This is a genomic window from Methanobrevibacter arboriphilus, assembly GCF_019669925.1.
GTDB classification, from domain to species: domain Archaea; phylum Methanobacteriota; class Methanobacteria; order Methanobacteriales; family Methanobacteriaceae; genus Methanobinarius; species Methanobinarius arboriphilus_A.
This window is the reverse complement of sequence record NZ_AP019779.1, coordinates 217,555-236,833: the sequence shown is the minus strand read 5'-3', so window position 1 is coordinate 236,833 and position 19,279 is coordinate 217,555. Positions and strand designations below refer to the sequence as shown.

At 23.9% G+C, this 19,279-nt stretch carries 7 protein-coding genes; 4 read left to right on the top strand and 3 right to left on the bottom strand.

What is annotated here, in order from left to right:
- Positions 1 to 30: 30 nt before the first annotated feature.
- Entirely contained in the window at positions 31 to 1,824 is a 1,794-nt protein-coding gene (uvrC, locus tag MarbSA_RS01020) for an excinuclease ABC subunit UvrC (protein WP_221061657.1), read from the bottom strand.
- Positions 1,825 to 2,433: 609 nt separating this feature from the next.
- Here uvrC and uvrB point away from each other — a divergent pair.
- From uvrB to MarbSA_RS01005, 3 genes are all read left to right on the top strand, one after another.
- Positions 2,434 to 4,395 (top strand): excinuclease ABC subunit UvrB, encoded by a 1,962-nt coding sequence (gene uvrB, locus MarbSA_RS01015; protein WP_042703925.1) that lies wholly within the window; start codon positions 2,434 to 2,436, stop codon positions 4,393 to 4,395.
- A gap of 687 nt (positions 4,396 to 5,082) precedes the next feature.
- The gene (uvrA, locus tag MarbSA_RS01010; protein ID WP_221061656.1) at positions 5,083 to 8,001 is read left to right on the top strand and encodes an excinuclease ABC subunit UvrA; all 2,919 of its coding nucleotides are present in this window, start codon (positions 5,083 to 5,085) and stop codon (positions 7,999 to 8,001) included.
- A 482-nt stretch (positions 8,002 to 8,483) separates the two neighbouring features.
- Positions 8,484 to 9,302: a DUF368 domain-containing protein gene (locus MarbSA_RS01005; RefSeq protein ID WP_221062036.1), complete on the top strand. Its 819-nt coding sequence runs from the start codon at positions 8,484 to 8,486 to the stop codon at positions 9,300 to 9,302.
- A gap of 606 nt (positions 9,303 to 9,908) precedes the next feature.
- On the opposite strand, the gene MarbSA_RS01000 is transcribed toward MarbSA_RS01005, so the two are convergent.
- Entirely contained in the window at positions 9,909 to 10,394 is a 486-nt protein-coding gene (locus MarbSA_RS01000) for a hypothetical protein (RefSeq protein ID WP_054835967.1), read from the bottom strand.
- Between the two features lie 1,251 nt (positions 10,395 to 11,645).
- Here MarbSA_RS01000 and MarbSA_RS00995 point away from each other — a divergent pair.
- Entirely contained in the window at positions 11,646 to 12,254 is a 609-nt protein-coding gene (locus MarbSA_RS00995; protein ID WP_042703919.1) for a TetR/AcrR family transcriptional regulator, read from the top strand.
- 27 nt (positions 12,255 to 12,281) lie between these two features.
- Here the strand turns inward: MarbSA_RS00995 and MarbSA_RS00990 are convergent, their stop codons facing one another.
- Positions 12,282 to 18,905 carry a DUF3320 domain-containing protein gene (locus MarbSA_RS00990; RefSeq protein WP_221061655.1) on the bottom strand — a complete coding sequence of 2,208 codons (6,624 nt, stop codon included), beginning with the start codon at positions 18,903 to 18,905 and terminating at the stop codon, positions 12,282 to 12,284.
- Positions 18,906 to 19,279 lie beyond the last annotated feature (374 nt).

The following is a 19,279-nucleotide window of genomic DNA, read 5'->3' as shown; positions in this document are numbered from 1 at the left end:
TTATTCTAATTTATTATTTTATTTATAATTTTAATTGAATTTATTATAAACAGCTTCAGCTACTTTTTTATTTAATCCTTTTACACTTGTTATTTCTTCAACACTTGCTTTTTTTATTTTTTCTATATCTCCAAAATGTTTTAATAAGTTAATTTTTCTAGTTTTACCAATACCAACTATATTATCCAATTCTGAAGTTTCGATATTTTTTGATCTTAACTTTCTGTGATAAGTAACTGCGAATCTATGAGCTTCATCTCTTACTCTCTGTAAAAGATGTAAACCTTCATTATTTTTTGGAATTATAATTGGATAAGAACTTTGAGGTATAAAAACTTCTTCAAATTCTTTAGCAAGTCCTATTATAGGGATATGTTCTAAGTTATATTCTTTCAATACTTCTGTAGCTATTCCTAATTGTCCTTTTCCACCATCAATAAGTATAAGGTCTGGATATTCTTCATCAAACCTATTATCTTTATTTTTATTATCATTTTTTTCTGATAATTTTTTAAATCTTCTAGATAATAATTCTCTCATCATTTCATAATCATTTGGTCCTGGAGTTTCAAGTTTAAATCTTTTATATTGTTTTTTATTTGGTTTTGAATCTAAAAATGATACTTTAGAACCAACAGCTAATTTTCCTGAAATATTAGATACATCATAGCCTTCTATAATACGAGGAAGTTTTGGAAGCTTTAAATATTTTTTAATCTCAATCATTGCATTTTTCATTTTTTTCTTTTGTTTTTTAATTATTTCAGCATTCTTAGATGCCATTCTTATTAATCTTAATTTAGTTCCTTCATCAGGAACAGTAATTTCAACATTATCTCCTCTTAAATCAGCTAACCATTCTTTAATTAATTTTAATTCATCATTATTAGATATTTTCTCTTCCAATATTATTTCTTTAGGTATATGCCGATTAATGCTGTAATACTGTTCTATAAATGCTGAAATGACTTCACTTGGTTTATTGTTTTTAGCTCCACTCATTAAAAAGTCGTCTTTTCCATTTATTTTACCGTTCCTTATTGAAAAGACTACTACAATTGCAGAATTACCATCAAAGGACATAGCTATTATATCTTGATCCAATTCATCAGTAAAATCAACAAATTGTTTTTCCATAACTTCTGCAATAGATGCTATTTGATCTCGAATTACGGCTGCTTTTTCGAAATTATATTCTTTTGAAGATTCTTCCATCTCTTTTTGAAGATTTTCAATTATCTCAGTATATTTTCCTTGAAAAAAAAGATCGATTTTATTAATCAGTTTTTTATACTCATTTTTACTTATGTTCCCACTACAAGGACCATAACATAAATCAATTTGACAATTTAAACAAGGCCCATCCATTTTTCGGCATGTTCTAATTTTAAAAAGAGATTTTAAAAATTTCACGGTTTGACGAACTGAGCCAACATCTGTAAATGGTCCAAAATAAGTTCCAGTTTTCCCAATGTTTCTTGTGATTATCAAGCGAGGAAAATCTTCCTTAGTTATTTTAACATAAGGATACCTTTTATCGTCCTTAAGTCGGATATTATATTTAGGTCTATGTTTTTTAATCAGATTAGCTTCTAATATAAGTGCTTCTTTTTCACTATCGGTTATTATATATTCTAAACTATTAAAATGACTCATTAATATTTTAGTTTTTGGCGTATCATATTTATCTTTAAAATAAGACTTAACTCTATTTCTAAGTGATTTTGATTTACCTATATATATAATATTATCACCAGAATCCTTCATAATGTATATCCCAGGTTTTTTTGGAAGTTTTTCTGGTGATTTTACTTTAGTTGACATAATTCATCATTTTTTAAAATTTATTTTTGGTTTAGCTTATGAAAATTTTTTATAGGTATTTGATAGATATTTTTATTATATAATTCATTGAAATATTTATATATTATTAAAAATATAAAAAAGTGATTATATTTTCTAAGCTAATAAATTTGTTTGTTTTTAATATTTTTTCATATATAGAAATATTTATATATTGTTAGTAATATAATTAACTATATTATTATATACGAACTAATGATATAATGTATTTTCCTTATTTTATTATTAAATGGTTAATTTTATTATTATATAGTTAATATTATTATATATTTAAAATACTACTTTTATTTTATATATTAACGATTTCTAAACATACTTATAAAATAATTTTTTAAAATAATTTTTAAAATAACTTATAAAATAACTTTTAAAAATTGTTAAGATAATTTTTTAATTATAATTTTATTTAAGTAACTTAATATATATATTATATAATATTAAAATGAATTTTCTAATGAAAAATTTACTTATAAAATTAATAATATTATAGATTATAATCAAATGATATTATATTAACTTATGATTATATGAAAATTATAGAAGGATAAACAATTTTTAAAAAGAGATATTATGAAAAAATTTAAAATATCATCAGATTATAAGCCATTAGGAGATCAACCAAAAGCTATTAATTCAATTTCTAGTGGAATTAAAAAGGGTCTTCATGAGCAAACTTTGCTTGGAGTAACTGGATCTGGAAAAACATTTACTATGGCAAATGTTATTCAAGAGGTTCAAAAACCAACTCTTGTTATATCTCATAACAAAACATTAGCTGCACAGCTTTATGAAGAGTTTAAAGAATTTTTCCCAGATAATGCAGTTGAATATTTTGTAAGTTATTATGATTATTATCAACCAGAAGCATATGTCCCAAGAACAGATACATTTATTGATAAAGAAGCTTCAATAAATGATGAAATAGATAGAATGCGTCATTCTGCCACACAATCATTACTTTCTAGAGATGATGTTATTGTAGTTTCAAGTGTTTCATGTATATATGGTATAGGATCTCCAGAAGATTATGGGGAATTTGCACTTTCAATTTCAAGAGGAGATATATATGATAGGGGAGAAATCCTTAGTCGTTTAATTCATATGCAATATGAAAGAAATGATATTGAATTTGACACTGGTCAATTTAGAGTCAGAGGAGATGTGATTGAAGTCAATCCTGTTCATGGAACACCTCCAATTCGTATTGAACTATTTGGTGATGAAATTGATTCTATTTCTATTGTAGATAAGGTTACTGGTAAAAGAATTGAGAACCTTGAAAGATATACTCTTTTCCCAGCAAAGCATTTTGTTGTTGCTGATGAAAAAATGGAAAAAGCTCTTAAAGATATTACAGAAGAGCTTGATTCTAGGTTAAATGAGCTTAAAATTCAAAATAAATTAGTTGAAGCTCAGCGTCTTGAGCAGAGAACACGTTTTGATCTTGAAATGTTAAGTGAAATGGGTTATTGTCCAGGAGTTGAAAATTACTCTCTACATCTCTCTGGAAGAGAATGGGGTGAAATGCCATATACTTTGTTAAAATATTTTCCAGATGACTTTTTAACAATAATTGATGAGTCTCATGTCACTGTTCCTCAAATTAGAGGTATGTATAATGGGGATAGAGCTAGAAAAGAAACACTTGTTGAACATGGTTTTAGACTTCCTTCAGCTATGGAAAACCGCCCATTCAGATTTGATGAGTTTGAAAAGTCTGTTAATAAAGTTCTTTATGTTTCAGCTACTCCAGGTAATTATGAGATGAATAGAAGCTTAAATATTGTTGAACAGATTATTCGTCCAACTGGTCTTGTTGATCCTGAAGTTATAATTAGACCAGCTAAGAATCAAGTTGAAGACTTACTTGGTGAAGTTAGAAAAAGAATTGAAAAAAATCAAAGAATTTTAATTACAACACTTACTAAAAGAATGGCTGAAGATTTAACTGATTATTATGCTAAAATTGGTATTAAAGTTAGATATTTACATTCAGAAATTGATACTTTAGAAAGAATTGAGATTATTGATGATTTAAGAAGAGGAGAATTTGATTGTCTTGTTGGTGTAAATTTACTTAGAGAAGGTTTAGATTTACCTGAAGTTTCTCTTGTTGGTATTCTTGATGCTGATAAAGAAGGATTCCTTAGATCTGAAACATCTCTTATTCAAACTATTGGAAGAGCTGCAAGAAATGTAGACGGCCAAGTATTTATGTATGCTGATGAAATTACAGATTCAATTAAAAATTCAGTTGATATTACAAACAAAAGACGAAAACTTCAACTGGCTTATAATGAAAAACATAATATTAAACCTAAATCTACTTATAGGTCACTTAAAGCTAAAAAAGAGGAAATTAAGAAGTATGATAAAACAGCTACTGATATTAAGAAAATGCCAAATGACGAGCTTAGAATGCTTATAAATGATTTAGAAGAAGATATGAAAACTGCTGCTTCTGAATTAGATTTCGAACGAGCAGCTAAATTAAGAGATCAATTGATACTAATAAAAGGAATAAAGAAATAATTTATGAATAAGCTTTTAATAGGTTTTATAATTTATTAATAGCTTTTTAATCATATAAAAATTATTTAATTATTTTTAATTAAATTTTTTATTTAAAATATTACTGTTCATATGCTACCTCAATATTAATAGATTATAAAAACAAATAAAATTAATGTAAATTAATATAAATTAACATAAATTAATTAGATTGAAATAAATAAACATAAAGTATTATAAAAATCAGAGAGTCTATATTTTATATATTATAAACTATTAATAGAAAACTTTATATTGTTTGTAACATATAATATTAATTCCACTTATGTATATTATTTATATAATCTATATACATTTAAGTGAATATAGTTTATTTTTTTTAAAAGACTTTTTAATTAAATTATCAATGTAATAGTCAATATAAGGTATTATACTTGATATTAGATTGGATTAAAAATATATTTTCACTAATATCTACTATTATGATTTTTAAAATTTAATAAAGTTCATGATTTTATAGATAAAATATTTAAAATTATTTAGTATTTAATATTTAGAATTAATTAATATTGAGGAATATTATTGAATTATATAATATTAGAATATTATAGATCATATATTTAGAAATATCACTGAATTATTTATTATTATATTTAAGATTATTAAGATTCAATAGGAGAATGTTAATAGGAATTAAGGAGAACTATTATGAATAAAGATCCAAATAAACGAGAGATTATTTTAAAAGGTGCAAGAGAGCACAATCTTCAAAATTTAGATATAACTATTCCTCGTGATAAATTTGTAGTTATCACTGGTTTAAGTGGTTCTGGAAAGTCATCTCTTGCTTTTGATACTATTTATGCTGAAGGACAGCGTAGATATGTTGAATCATTGTCTGCATATGCAAGACAATTTTTAGGGCAAATGAAAAAGCCTGAAATTGATTATATTGAAGGTTTATCTCCTGCTATATCAATAGACCAAAAAACTACAAAGATGAATCCTCGTTCTACAGTTGGGACAATCACTGAGATATATGATTATTTACGTCTTTTATATGCAAGAATAGGGACTCCGCACTGTTATAAATGTGGAAAAGAAATTTCTCCACAAACTGTAGGACAAATTGTCGAAAATATTACTGAAGAGGGATATGACAGCCCAAAAGTTAAAATTCAAGTTCTAGGACCTATTATTAAAGGTAGAAAAGGAGAACATAAAAAAGTTTTTGAAAACCTTAGAAATAAAGGATTTGTAAGAGTCAGAGTCGATGGAAATATAAAAAATCTTGAAGATGATATTAAATTAAACAAAAATACCAAGCATACAATTGAAGTAGTAGTTGATAGACTTGTAATTAGGGAAGATATTGAATTTCAAAGGAGATTAGCTGATTCTATAGAAACTGCTATTGAATTTGGTGAAGGTATTGTAAATATACTTTTTGATAAAGAAGTAAATTCTGAAAATAAGGAATATGAAAAAGTATATTCTGAACACTTTGCGTGTGTTGATTGTGGAATAAACTTTGAGGAGATAACTCCAAGAATGTTCTCTTTTAATAGTCCTCAAGGAGCATGTCCAGAATGTAAGGGTATTGGAAGTAAAATGGAAATGGATCCTGATTTAATAGTTTCAAATCCAAAACTTTCTTTAAATGAAGGAGCTGTTGTTCCATGGAGTAGATCAAAAGGTAATAAGGATAATTATTATCATCAAATGCTATCTGCAGTAGCTGAACATTTAGGATTTTCAATGGATACTCCTTTTAAAGATTTGAAAAAAGAAGAACAAAATGCCATTCTTTATGGAACCAATGAAAAGATTGGTTTCAATTTTAAACGTAGAAACAAGTCATATAGGGTGAATAGGAAATTTGAGGGTGTAATTAATAGAATGGAAAGACATTATTTAGAAACTAAATCTAATTATTCTCGTTCTTATATTTCTAAATTTATGAGTGATCATAATTGTCATGTTTGTGATGGAAAAAGGCTTCGTCCTGAAGCTTTATCAGTAACAGTTGCTGATAAGTCAATTCATGATGTTGTATCAATGCCTATTAAAGATTGTTATGATTTTTTCAATAGTATTGAACTTACAGAAAGAGAATTATTTATTGCTAAAGAAGTTTTAAAAGAGATTAAAGAACGATTAAAATTTTTAGTTGATGTTGGGCTTGATTATATAACTATGGAAAGATCTTCTGGAACTTTATCTGGTGGTGAAGCTCAAAGAATTAGATTAGCAACCCAAATTGGATCTGGTTTAGTTGGAGTATTGTATATTTTAGATGAACCAAGTATTGGCCTTCATCAAAGAGATAATGTTAAGCTAATTGAAACATTAAAAAGGCTTAAAAGTATTGGTAATACTTTAGTTGTAGTCGAGCACGATGAAGAAACAATTCTCTCTGCAGATCATGTTGTAGATATAGGTCCTGGTGCTGGAGAACATGGTGGTAAAATCGTTGCTCAAGGTACTCCAAGTGAGATAATGGATTCTCCAGATTCTATCACTGGTAAATATTTATCTAGAAAAGAGATAATTCCAATTAATAGTACTAGAAGAATAGGAAATGGTAAATTTATTTCAATAAAAGGTGCTAAAGAAAATAATCTTAAAAATTTAGATGTTGATATTCCTTTAGGATTATTTACTTGTGTTACTGGTGTTTCTGGTTCTGGTAAAAGTTCTATGATAAATCAAGTTCTTTATAAAGGGTTAAATGGTATTGTTAATCGGAAACAGACTTTCGCTGGAAAATATGATAGTATTGATGGTGCTGAGAACATTGATAAAATAATTATCATTGATCAAACACCTATTGGAAGAACTCCTAGATCTAATCCTGCAACTTATACTGGACTTTTTACTTATATAAGAGAACTATTTGCAGAAACTCCTGAGGCTAAAGCTAGAGGATATAAACCTGGAAGGTTTAGTTTTAATGTTAAAGGTGGTCGTTGTGAAGCTTGTTCTGGTGATGGAATTATTCAAATTGAAATGCATTTTTTAGCAGATGTATATGTTCCTTGTGAAGTTTGTAAAGGAAAGAGATATAATGATGAAACTCTTGATATACGATATAAAGGTAAGAATATCTATGAAGTCCTTGAAATGACAGTAGAAGAAGCTCTTGAATTCTTTGAAAACATTCCTAAAATAAAAAAGAAACTTCAAACTTTATATGATGTTGGTTTGGGATATATAAAAATTGGACAAGCAGCTACAACTTTATCTGGTGGTGAAGCTCAAAGAATTAAACTTGCAAAAGAACTATCTAAACAAAGTACTGGAAAAACGTTGTATATTCTTGATGAACCAACTACTGGTCTTCATTTTGCAGATATTAAAAAATTACTTGATGTTCTTGGAAGATTAACTGATTCTGGCAATTCAGTTGTTGTTATTGAGCATAACCTTGATGTAATTAAAACTGCTGACCATATTATTGATTTAGGTCCAGAAGGAGGGGATGGTGGCGGTGAAATTGTAGCAACTGGAACTCCTGAAGAAATAGCTAAATCGGGGACTTATACTGGAGATTTCTTAAAAGAAATTTTAAAAGATAATATAACTCCTTTAGCTAAAGAATTAGTTAAAGAAAATTGTGGAAAATAGCATATATTCAATATTTTTCATATTTAACATTTTTTATTTTCATATTTTTATATATTTATTTTTTATATATTTATTTTTCATATTTTTTATATATTATATTCCATATTTTTATATTCTATATTTTCTTATTCTTTTCTTTTTTTTCTTATTTTTTCGTATAGTTCTTGAATCAGTATTAAGATTGAAATAAATAATTATAAATACTAAAAATATATATAAATTCTTATTAGAATAATAAAATAGATTTTAATTAGAATGTTATAATATTTTTCATTAATATGATTATTATCAAGATATTTAATATATATTAACTATATATTAATTTTTGGTTTATATTAAATTATTAAATAATTTAGTAAGGAATGTATAAAAATTATATTAATTTTTAATTATTATTTTTAATTTTATTTATAATTAAGGATGTTATTATGGTATCAAGCAAAATTTTAGAACCTTTACTTATATTTCTCCGTGGATTATTCATGGGATCAGCTGATATTATTCCTGGGGTTTCTGGTGGAACTATAGCATTAATTACAGGAATATATGAAAGACTTGTTCATGCAATTGGAAAATTGAGGTTTTCTTTTATAAAACCTCTTTTAAAATTAGATTTTTCAGAGTTCATACGACTCTTCAAAGAAGAAGTTGATTATAAGTTATTTATACCTCTTTTACTTGGTATAGCTATTGCTATGTTAACATTGTCAAAGGTAATTGGATTTTTATTAGATTATTATCCTGCATTTACATTTGCATTCTTTTTAGGCTTAATTCTTGCTTCTTCTTATGTTTTGTACACACAAGTGGTACATTTTTCACCTAAAATAATCATTATTTCTGTAATAGGATTCCTGCTATCATTTATATTTGTTGGATTAAATCCAATAGCAGCTAATCATTCTTTACCTATATTATTTTTTTCAGGTATGATAGCTATATGTGCTATGATACTTCCAGGTATTTCAGGAGCTTTCATCCTTTTACTTTTAGATCAATATCACTATATGTTAAACGCTTTAAATACATTTAATATTGTTGAGATTATTACATTTTGTGCTGGTGCATTGATAGGAATCTTAGGGTTTTCAAAGATATTAGATTATTTATTACAGCACCATGAAGAGATAACTCTCGCACTTTTAATTGGAGTTATGGTTGGAACACTTAGAATTCCATTTAATCAAATAACAGCTAATATTGGAGGTTCTCTTTTTGAACTATTAATCTGTGCTGTTTTAATAATTTTAGGATTTGTTTTAATTGTTTTACTTGAAATTAAGTTTAAATATATTGAATAATCTTTAAACCCTGATTAAATAGTTTAAATTTATTTTAATGAATTATATTTATTTTTTAATTATTTTTATTACTTTTACAACATCGTTTATCGATTTAAAACAAATTTAGACAAATTTAAACTTTAAAAGATTTATTTAATAATTTTTATCTATGTTTTATTATAAAATTATTATTTAGTTTATTTTTTTATTATTTATTTTATTATAAAGATTTATATATAAATTAATACTTTTTAGATAAAACTTAATACTTTTTTTTTTTAAATAAAAAATTTTAGTTTTATTTATTACTATTTTTAATATTTTTAATACTTTTTTTCAATAACAGTATTTTATTGATTTTTTAATTATTACTAATAATATAAATAGTATTATTTAATAAGTATTACTTTTTGGTTTAATTTTATTAAAAATTTTGAAAAAAAATATTAAAAATTAAGAACATTAAGTTAGTTATTACTATTAAGGTAAATTTTATTATTTGATATTATTTTTTTATTATTACTATATATTATATTTTTATTACATAACATGCTTCTTATTTTTATTACTTTTCTATTATTTTTTATTATCTTATAAAAAATTATTAAAAATTATTACAGATAATTATAATTTAATTTTTAACTTTTCCCATAAGTTTTTGTTAATTTTAGGAGTATTAGAGATTAATTGATAGATATTTAAGAAATTAATAGAGGAATTTTTATTTAAAGGAATTAAATTACCATTAGAATAATCAAAAATCATTATATCTTGTGTTATTTTAATTTTACCATTTTTTTTGATTTTAATATCATTGAATAGGTTTAATAATAGATTATATTGGTTCAATATATCATGTTTTTCTTGACTTTCAAGTAACCGATAATTAACATTTTCATCTAGTTTACTAATATTAGAACTAACAGTATCTATACAATATTTTATTGCAGTTTTATTGTATGGATAAAAGAAATTTTCATTAGGTATTCTCTTAAATATAGCTATTTTTTGATTACTTGCTTCCACGGTGTTTTGGATTTCATAATCAATTTTAACATCAAGATCTTCTTGTATTTTTTTTGTTTTTCCTAACAGCTTATTTATATCCATAAATATTCCCTCTTTAGACCATATAATATTTTTATTTATTATACAGCTATTATATTTATAAAAATATTAATAAAATATATTTTAATTAGAATTATATATGTTTTTTATTATATATTTTATTTTCTTTTTTATTACATTTTATTGTATAAAATTAAATAATTATAAAAATTAAAATGTTATAAAAGTTGAAAATTTATAAAGCTTGTAAATTTATAAAAATTAGAAATTATAACTTTATAAAAATTTTTCTTATTATTAATATTTTTTATTATTAATATTTCTTATTATTAATATTTAAAAAATTATTAAATCTTATTTTTTTTCTTTTGTTTTGTTTCATAGAATTTTAAAATTCATAAAATATTCAGTTCGTTAAACTGTAGTTTAACGAAATAAAAAGATAATGTTTTTGTAATAGTTCAAAATACCTATAAATTTATATGTCAATGTATATGTAAACATCTAAATTCATTATGTTTTACAATTTTATAAAAATTTTTAAAATTTAGATTTTTTACACTTGAAATGCATCAATAATACTTTTAATGAATATATTATTATAATGAACATTTTTTAATGAAATAGAAAACAAAAATAGAATATTTTAATAAGTATTACTTTTATAATTTTTATTAATATAAAACTCAATTTTTTATTTAAATATTTTTTATTATGTTTTACTACATCCTATTTATATTTATATACATATTATTTATATTTATATTTTTTATATAAATATTATTATATATTTTATTTAATTTATGATAGAATTTATTTATTTTATTATGTGTTATATTATTTTAATATATATTTTATTTATTTTATTATAAATTATATTTATGATTTTATACAATTTACTAATTTTTTAATTTTTCTTAGTTATATAGTAATAAAAATTCTTATTAGTACATATTTTTAATTATATAATTAAGTTATACATTTTAGATAATACATTTTAACCTATACATTTCAGATTATATTATATTTTCTTATTTTTTTATTTTTAGGTTATATTTTTTATTATTTCAAATTATATAATTTAAATTACTGATTAAAATATTGAATTATATAAAATTTTCATGCTTTAAAAAATCTATAAAATTCTATTGTTAAGTTAATGATAATAATATATTAATTAATAGCTTCACATAATTATTAGCCTAAAAAACATCAAAAAATATTAATAGGATAATATACTATTTATATTATAGATAGTATTCACTTAACATACTTCTCTAATGGGGGTTTAATATGAAAAATAAGGATAAAATAGCACAAGCGGCTTTTTTATTATCATTAAAATATGGTTTTGACAATGTATCAATAAAACAAATACAAGAAGAAGCAGATGTAACCACTGGAGCAATTTATTATCATTTTAAGGATAAAAATGACATTTTAGATTATATTCTTAAAAAATATGTGTTTAATGAGGTTGAAAACTTTAAAAATGATTTATATTCGGAGGAAAGATCATTTTATGAAAAATTAGAGTTTATATTTTATTATTTTACAAAATATAGCATTAAAAATAATCAAAATGCAATTGAAATACTTTATGAAAATGATATTGATATTGAAGAGTATTATTTAATGCAATTAGGTATTTATCATCAACATCCTGAATTTAGAAAATTATATGATGATAGTAGCAAAGATATAATTAATTTATTTAATGAATTGATTAAAGAAGCTATAGAAAATAAAGAAATTAAAAAAGATACTGATATAGAAGAGTTATCTATCTATATTTTCACTATATTTCGGGGAATTATAAGAGTTTGGAGTATACTTATTGAATGTTCATTAGATAAGCTTATTGAAACTAACATCAATATGATTAAAAAAACATTAGAATAAAATTTCTTTTAAGAATGAACTTTCTTTTTATTTATTTTTAATTATAGATTCAATTTCTCCATTATTGTTATTTATTATTTGTTTAGAAAACATATAATCTATAACTCCACTTATTTTATTAGATGTCTTTTTAGAAGTTGATTTAAATCCAAAATTCCTAGAAACTCTTTTTATTAATTCTTTTTGATTAATAGGACTTATGAAATCTAATACAATCTTTATATTTTCTTCAATTTCATCCTTTGATATCAGATCAATATTTGGATTTACTCTTTTTCTAACTATCGTTTTTGTCCAGTCACTTGGGAATAAGAAATCATCTATAATCAAAATTGCATTTTCTTTTTCAGCTAATGATATTGATTTATCAATATGTTTTTTAAATTTAGGGCCTGCCCTTTTAAGATTACAACTCTCTTTTATTCTAGTAGTAAATTCACTTATATGGATAGGTCCTTCAACAATAACAACACTATTAACAATATCTAACAATTTTTTATTTGTTGAATTATAGAATTCTTCAGCTTTATTGACAGGTATGTCTTTAGCTGTCTTGTATTTAGCTATTAAATCATTAATATCTTCTTTTTTAATAGTTTTTGTTGTATCTTTTTCCTTAAGCTGATTAATTTTTTGGGCTCTTTCTTTTTCAATTTTTATATAATCTTCATTTAAATCTTGAATAATGTTTTCTAAATTATCTTTTGAGTTTGAATAATTTGAATAATTTTCAGAGTTTACATTATCATCATTAGACTTTAATCTTTCGTTTAAATTTAAGCCGTTTATATCATATTTAGTATGATTTTCATAATTATCCTCATTAGCATTACTTTTATAATCCTCTTGATTATAATTATGATTAACATCATAATCATCCACTGGAAGAGTCCTATCTATTACAAAAACTTTTTTTGGAGCTGTAGGATTTTCAATTTCTTTTAATGATTTATTTATATATTTAACTTCATTTTTTATTTCATTTATTGATTGAGAAACAGATCTCATCCTATCTCTAATATTCTGGGATTCAAAGTTTTTTTCTTTGTTTCTATTATAATTGAAGCTATTCCTTCTAAGAGGATTATCCATGTTAGATGCTCCTTCATAAGTCATTATTCCATCAAAATCAAGGTCTTGAAATTCTTCATCTTTAGACTCAGACTCTCGATTAGTATCACTAGGAGGGGTAGTTGAAGTGCTTTCTTCAATATCTTTATTATTATAATAAGTTTCATTATGAATATTTTTATCATCTTTTTCAGATTCAGTGTTATTTTTAATACTATTTTCTTCGAAATCATCTTCAAAACTATTTTTAATACTATTATTAAAATTATTTTCAGTATAGTTCTTAATATCGTTATCTTCAATATTTTTAATATTTTTTTCATTATCGTTTTCAGTATTATAATTAATAGAATCCTTAGGATTAATATTATTTTTAAGGTCTGTATTTTCACTAATGATAATATTCTCAGACGTAAGCTGTTCTGTACTATTATATTCATTCTTATTTTTTGATTCATCAGAATATTCAGATATTTGACTTAAAGCTTTTTTTATCTCTTTTTCAAGTTCATCTTCAATATAATTATTGTCATTGTTTTTTTTATCATTGTGTTCTTTATTAATATCTTTTATATTAATATTTTTTTTATTATTATATTCAATATTAGTATTTTCTCTATTAGTATTTTCTTCATCAGTATTCTCTTTATTAGTCTTTTTTCCATTGTTATATTTTATATTAGTTTCTTGTTTATTATTATAATCAATAATGCCTATGTCATCATCTGTTTTATTCATTAAATGTGATCTAAATTTAATTTTTGGTTTTATTAATTTTTCCTCCTCTTCAATTTTTTCTAAGGAATTAGTATTTATTTTATCATAATCAAGCTCTTTAGAATTAGCTTTATCCAGATTAATTTTTTTATTTATTATATTCTCATTAATAGATTCATTTTTGTTATTATTAATATTATTTCTATCTGTATCTATTATATTATCATTTATATTATTATTATTATTATTATTATTATCTGTTTCATTAGTACTTATTTTATCATTTTCTATTTTATTATCACTTATTTCATTAGTATCTGTTTCATTACCAATTATTTCATTAGTATTTATTTTATTTTTATTTATCTTATTTTTATTATTATTAATATTCTTGTTATTATTTGTTTTATTACTCTCATTATCTAAATTATCGATATCAAAATCTTTATTTTTATTAGAATCAAAATTAGATTCATAATCAGTGTTTTCTATAATAATGCCTCTATCTTCATCATTTAAATTAGAAGTTTTATTTATATCAATTTTATCTGTTTCACTGTTGTCAATAGAATGGATAATATTTTCATTATCGATAGAATTTTCAATATCTTCTTCATCATTATCATAATTTAAAATATTTTCATGAGAAATCTCTTCAATATCATCATCCTCAATTGGATTTACAATTGTTAGATTGTCTTCTTCAGAAGGAATTTTTTTAATTTCCATTGATTCTAATTCATTAATAATAGATTTAGCTTTAATTTTTTCAATTGCTGATATTAATTTTTCACGAGCTAAATCTCTATTTCTATACCAGTCAGTTGACCAGAGATGATATAAATTCCATCCTAATCCTGTTAATACTTGTTCTCTAAGACGATCACGGTCTCTTGCAACTTTTGATGATGAGTAAATTTTACCATCACATTCAATTCCAACAATATATTTTCCAGGATTATGTTCATCAATAATAGCTAAATCAACCCTAAAACCAGCACATCCAATTTTTTTATCAACTTTATACCCATTTTTCGTTAAAAATGTATAAACTGCCTCTTCAAAAGGTTCATCACTTTTAGATGTAGTAATAATATTTCCATGAGATATATTTTCAGCATATTCTAGAAATTCTTTTAAAGCTTTTACACCGAAAGGAGGATTAACAGTTAAATGCATATCATGAGCTTTAAAATTAGAGAAAACTACACATTTCTCTCTAGCACGAGTTATAAGGACATTGAGTCTTCTTTCTCCACCATCTTGATTTAATGGTCCAAAATTAAGAGACATTTTTCTGTTCTGATCAAAGCCATAACCTACACTAATTAAAATAACATCTCTTTCATCTCCTTGAATTGTTTCAAGATTTTTAACAAAGAAACGTTCTTTCATTTTATCTGAGAATAATGGTTCTAATTCTGGATGTAATTTTCTTTCAATTTCTAGTTCTTCTAATATAGCATTCATCTGTGCTACAGAAAATGTTCCAATACCTAAACTTTTCCTATCACCATATTTATTAAAATGTTTAAAAATTTCTTTAACAACCGCTCTTGCTTCAAGAGGATTTGCAGAAGATTTACCTCTTTCATAAACAGTACTAGAGTCATGTTTAAACTTTAGTCCTAATTCTTTAGTATTATGGGATGGTGATGGATATACTAATAATTCATCATCATAAAATTCCTTGTTTGAAACTGCAATTAAAGACTCATGACGACTTCGATAATGCCATTTTAGCATTTTAACAGGAAAAGAAAGTTTACATAGGTGGAGTATACTTTCCATATCAAGAGCAGTAGCTACTTCTTCAATATCATCTATTCCAGTCATTTGGTCAAAAAAAGATGTAGGAGGTAATTGTTGAGTATCACCCATAACAACCGCTGTTTTAGCTCTCATAAAAGCACCAAGAGCATCTTCAGGCTTTACCTGGCTTGCCTCATCAAAGATAACCACATCAAATTGTAATTTAGGATTTGTAGGATCTAAATATTGAGCAATTGATAATGGGCTCATCATAAAACATGGTTTTATTTGTTTTATAATTCCTCCAGATTTTTCAAGAAGAGTTCTTACAGGAAGATGACCTCTTTTTCTTGTAAATTCACCAGCTAATGTTTTAGCTTCAGGATTTTCTGCAGCTCCAAAAACTTTTGGAACTTTTTTATTTAGCTTTTGGAATATTCTTCGCCTATTAATCTCAATTATTTTAGAATCTAATTCTTTAAACTCAGAAATTTTATTTTGATGTAGTTCACCTATGAAAGTAGCTAATGATTGATTTTCTGCAAATACAATGTTTAATAAACTATCTGCAAAATTTCCAAGAACAAGAGGTTTTACATCATCTTTTTTAATGTTTCTTTTTTCAACAGTATTTACAAATAGTTTAGCTGGTGTAGATAAACAAGAATTTTTTGTATTTAGATATTGTGACCATAGATGTAAACTTGAAATTTGCCCTCTCCATGAATTTAATTGTTTTTCCCATTTAATAAATGGTACATCTTTTGTTTCTTTTTTAAATATTAATTTACTTCTTGGATTTAATTTATTCTCTAAATCAGAAAGATTTTTAATAAATTTATCTCCTAAATCAAGATAATTTTTTATTTCACTTTTTGAATCAACATCAAACATAGAATTTGAAAGTAAATTTATAGTATTTTCATTATAAATTCCTTCTTTTAATAAATGAATGAATTTTCTCATGAAAATTGTAGCATCTTTTAAATCAACTATAGAAGCATCTAAATGCCATAACTCTCCAAAATATTCGATTCCAATATCAACCATATCATTTATTTCTTTTTTAAATTTTATATGTTCTTTAAGCGTTTTTAGATCATTTAGGGCTGTTTTATCATTAGGAACTTCTCTTTTATATAGATATTTTAGTTCTTCCTTATGATTCTTTCCTCCGAAAAGTTTAAATCTTTTATTTGTTTCTTTTTCAAGATTTATTATTGTTTTATCTAAATTTTCACTAAATACATTATCATTAAACTTCTTCATAACTTTTGAAGTCATTTGATAATTTTCTAATTTTTCTATTAATTCGTTTGCTTTGTTTGGATTGTCTATCCAACATTTATTTGTAAGTATCTTACTATCAATTAAATTAATACTTTTATTATCTAATAATTTTATTGATTCTAAAGATCTTTCATATTCTCTTAGTGTTTTAGCTGTTTTAATTCCAAAATTTTCATATAAATTTTCAGATTCAAAAGAAAAATTAGTTAATGAATCTAGAGTATCATTAATAAGCATTTCAATTTCTCTTAAATCAGAAGGAAGTAAACTTTTTGGACTACACTTACTCCAAGGATTATTTTTAGATATAGTACCATGAAGTTCAGCTAGATTTTCAAGATCTATAATCATATCATCTAAATCTTTAAGAGTATAATTTTCTGGGGATTTGAACCTTACTAATGGTAAAATTGTACTTATTTTTGATTCATTTACATCTGATCCTTTACCTTTTTTAGAGAAATGATCTTCAGCATACTCTTTCATTCCATATAAATCAAATGGAGACATTTGAACATTGTATACTGGTTGATGAATGATTTCTGCATATTCATCTAATTGATGACGTAATTTTTCTAATTTCCTAAGTGTTTGGTTTATGTTAATATCATCAATAGCTCTAACATTCAATGCCTTTTGAAGTTCTTTTAATAGCTTTTTTCTCTTAGTTTTATGGCTATGTAACTCAAGAACAAATTTACCAAGACCAACATTATCAAGTCGATTTTTAACAACTTCTAATGCAGCCATTTTTTCACTTACAAATAGGACACTTTTTCCTGATGCTAAAAGCTCAGCTATAACATTAACAATAGTTTGTGATTTACCAGTTCCAGGTGGTCCTTCAACAACAAGATTTCTCCCAGATTTAACATCTTCTATTACAGCTATTTGAGATGAATCAGCATCAAGCACTTGATACATATCTTTATAAAGTAATTCTTTATCAACATCTTCTTCATTAAATGATTGATCATGATTATTTTTTTTTGGATTAAATATAGACTCGATAAGCTCATGTTTTGTCAGATCTACATTTTCTTCCCAGCTTTCAGGGTTTAAATCATTGTACATTACAAATTTTGTAAAAGAAAAAAATCCTAGAGATATATGCTTTGTAACTTTCCAATTTTTCATTTTAGTTACAGCATTTTTAATATCTCTTAAATAGTGTTCAACACCTTCAATATAAGAAGTTATTTTAAATTCTGGAAGTTCAATTCCTTCTTCAGCTAATTTAGCTTGCAGTGAAATGTTTGATTGTATATCTTCTTCATTCCAATATATAGAAAATGATTTACCTACTTTTTTTCTTTCAATTGATACAGGTATTAATATTAATGGAGCTGCATGTACCTCATTAGGCTTTATAGTATCTCTCCATTCTAAAAAACCAATAGCTAAATACAATATATTGTATCCTTGTTCTTGAAACATTGTATTAGCTTGCTGATTAATATAAAAAAGTCTTTTTTGAAGTTCCTTGGGAGTGAGATCAGCTTTTAAAGATTTATCTCCTTCAGAAAAAATACTTAAATCAATAGGTGGATGTTCCCAAAGTGCAGAAAATCTTGATTTTTTTGTGTTATTTTCACCATCTTTTGAACTTGATTTTCTTTCCTTTTTGTTTGGAACAAACTGCATTTTCTTTTTTTGTAAAATAAGTGTCTGATAAACAGACATAGGGGATTGATTAACTACTTCAATGGTTTTAGACCTAGGTTTATAGTTTAACAATTGATTTCTTAAAGTTAAATCAAGTAAATTATTCCTAAGGTTTTCAAACTCCTTTTTTATATTATTAGAAGGTTTTTTTCCCATTTATATCACTAATATTAAAAATTAGGTTTTTAGCAGTTAATTATAAATACAATATATATTTATTCTTATAATTGTTAATAAAGTTTTCCAATATCTCTAAATTTAGCTCTAAAATTAGTTTAATTTATAAAATGGATTAAATTATTGATTATGATTGAAATATTAAATATAAAATATTAAATAATATAAATTAATGAATAATTAGATTTAATTAATATTTATCAATTAATGCTTATTAATTAATAGTTATTTAGTTAATAAATTATATTTAATTAATAGATTTTGCTGTTTTATAGCATTTTGAAAAATGTTCAAATTTGAATATTATAAAAGGAAATATTTAAATTATATTAGAACTAATATAATGAATGTAT

What these genes read in the sequence shown, in the direction of transcription:
- uvrB (WP_042703925.1), top strand. Translation starts at nt 2,434, where the DNA reads ATGAAAAAATTTAAAATATCATCAGATTATAAGCCATTAGGAGATCAA.
- uvrC (WP_221061657.1), bottom strand. Translation starts at nt 1,824, where the DNA reads ATGTCAACTAAAGTAAAATCACCAGAAAAACTTCCAAAAAAACCTGGG.
- MarbSA_RS01005 (WP_221062036.1), top strand. Translation starts at nt 8,484, where the DNA reads ATGGGATCAGCTGATATTATTCCTGGGGTTTCTGGTGGAACTATAGCA.
- uvrA (WP_221061656.1), top strand. Translation starts at nt 5,083, where the DNA reads ATGAATAAAGATCCAAATAAACGAGAGATTATTTTAAAAGGTGCAAGA.
- MarbSA_RS01000 (WP_054835967.1), bottom strand. Translation starts at nt 10,394, where the DNA reads ATGGATATAAATAAGCTGTTAGGAAAAACAAAAAAAATACAAGAAGAT.
- MarbSA_RS00995 (WP_042703919.1), top strand. Translation starts at nt 11,646, where the DNA reads ATGAAAAATAAGGATAAAATAGCACAAGCGGCTTTTTTATTATCATTA.
- MarbSA_RS00990 (WP_221061655.1), bottom strand. Translation starts at nt 18,905, where the DNA reads ATGGGAAAAAAACCTTCTAATAATATAAAAAAGGAGTTTGAAAACCTT.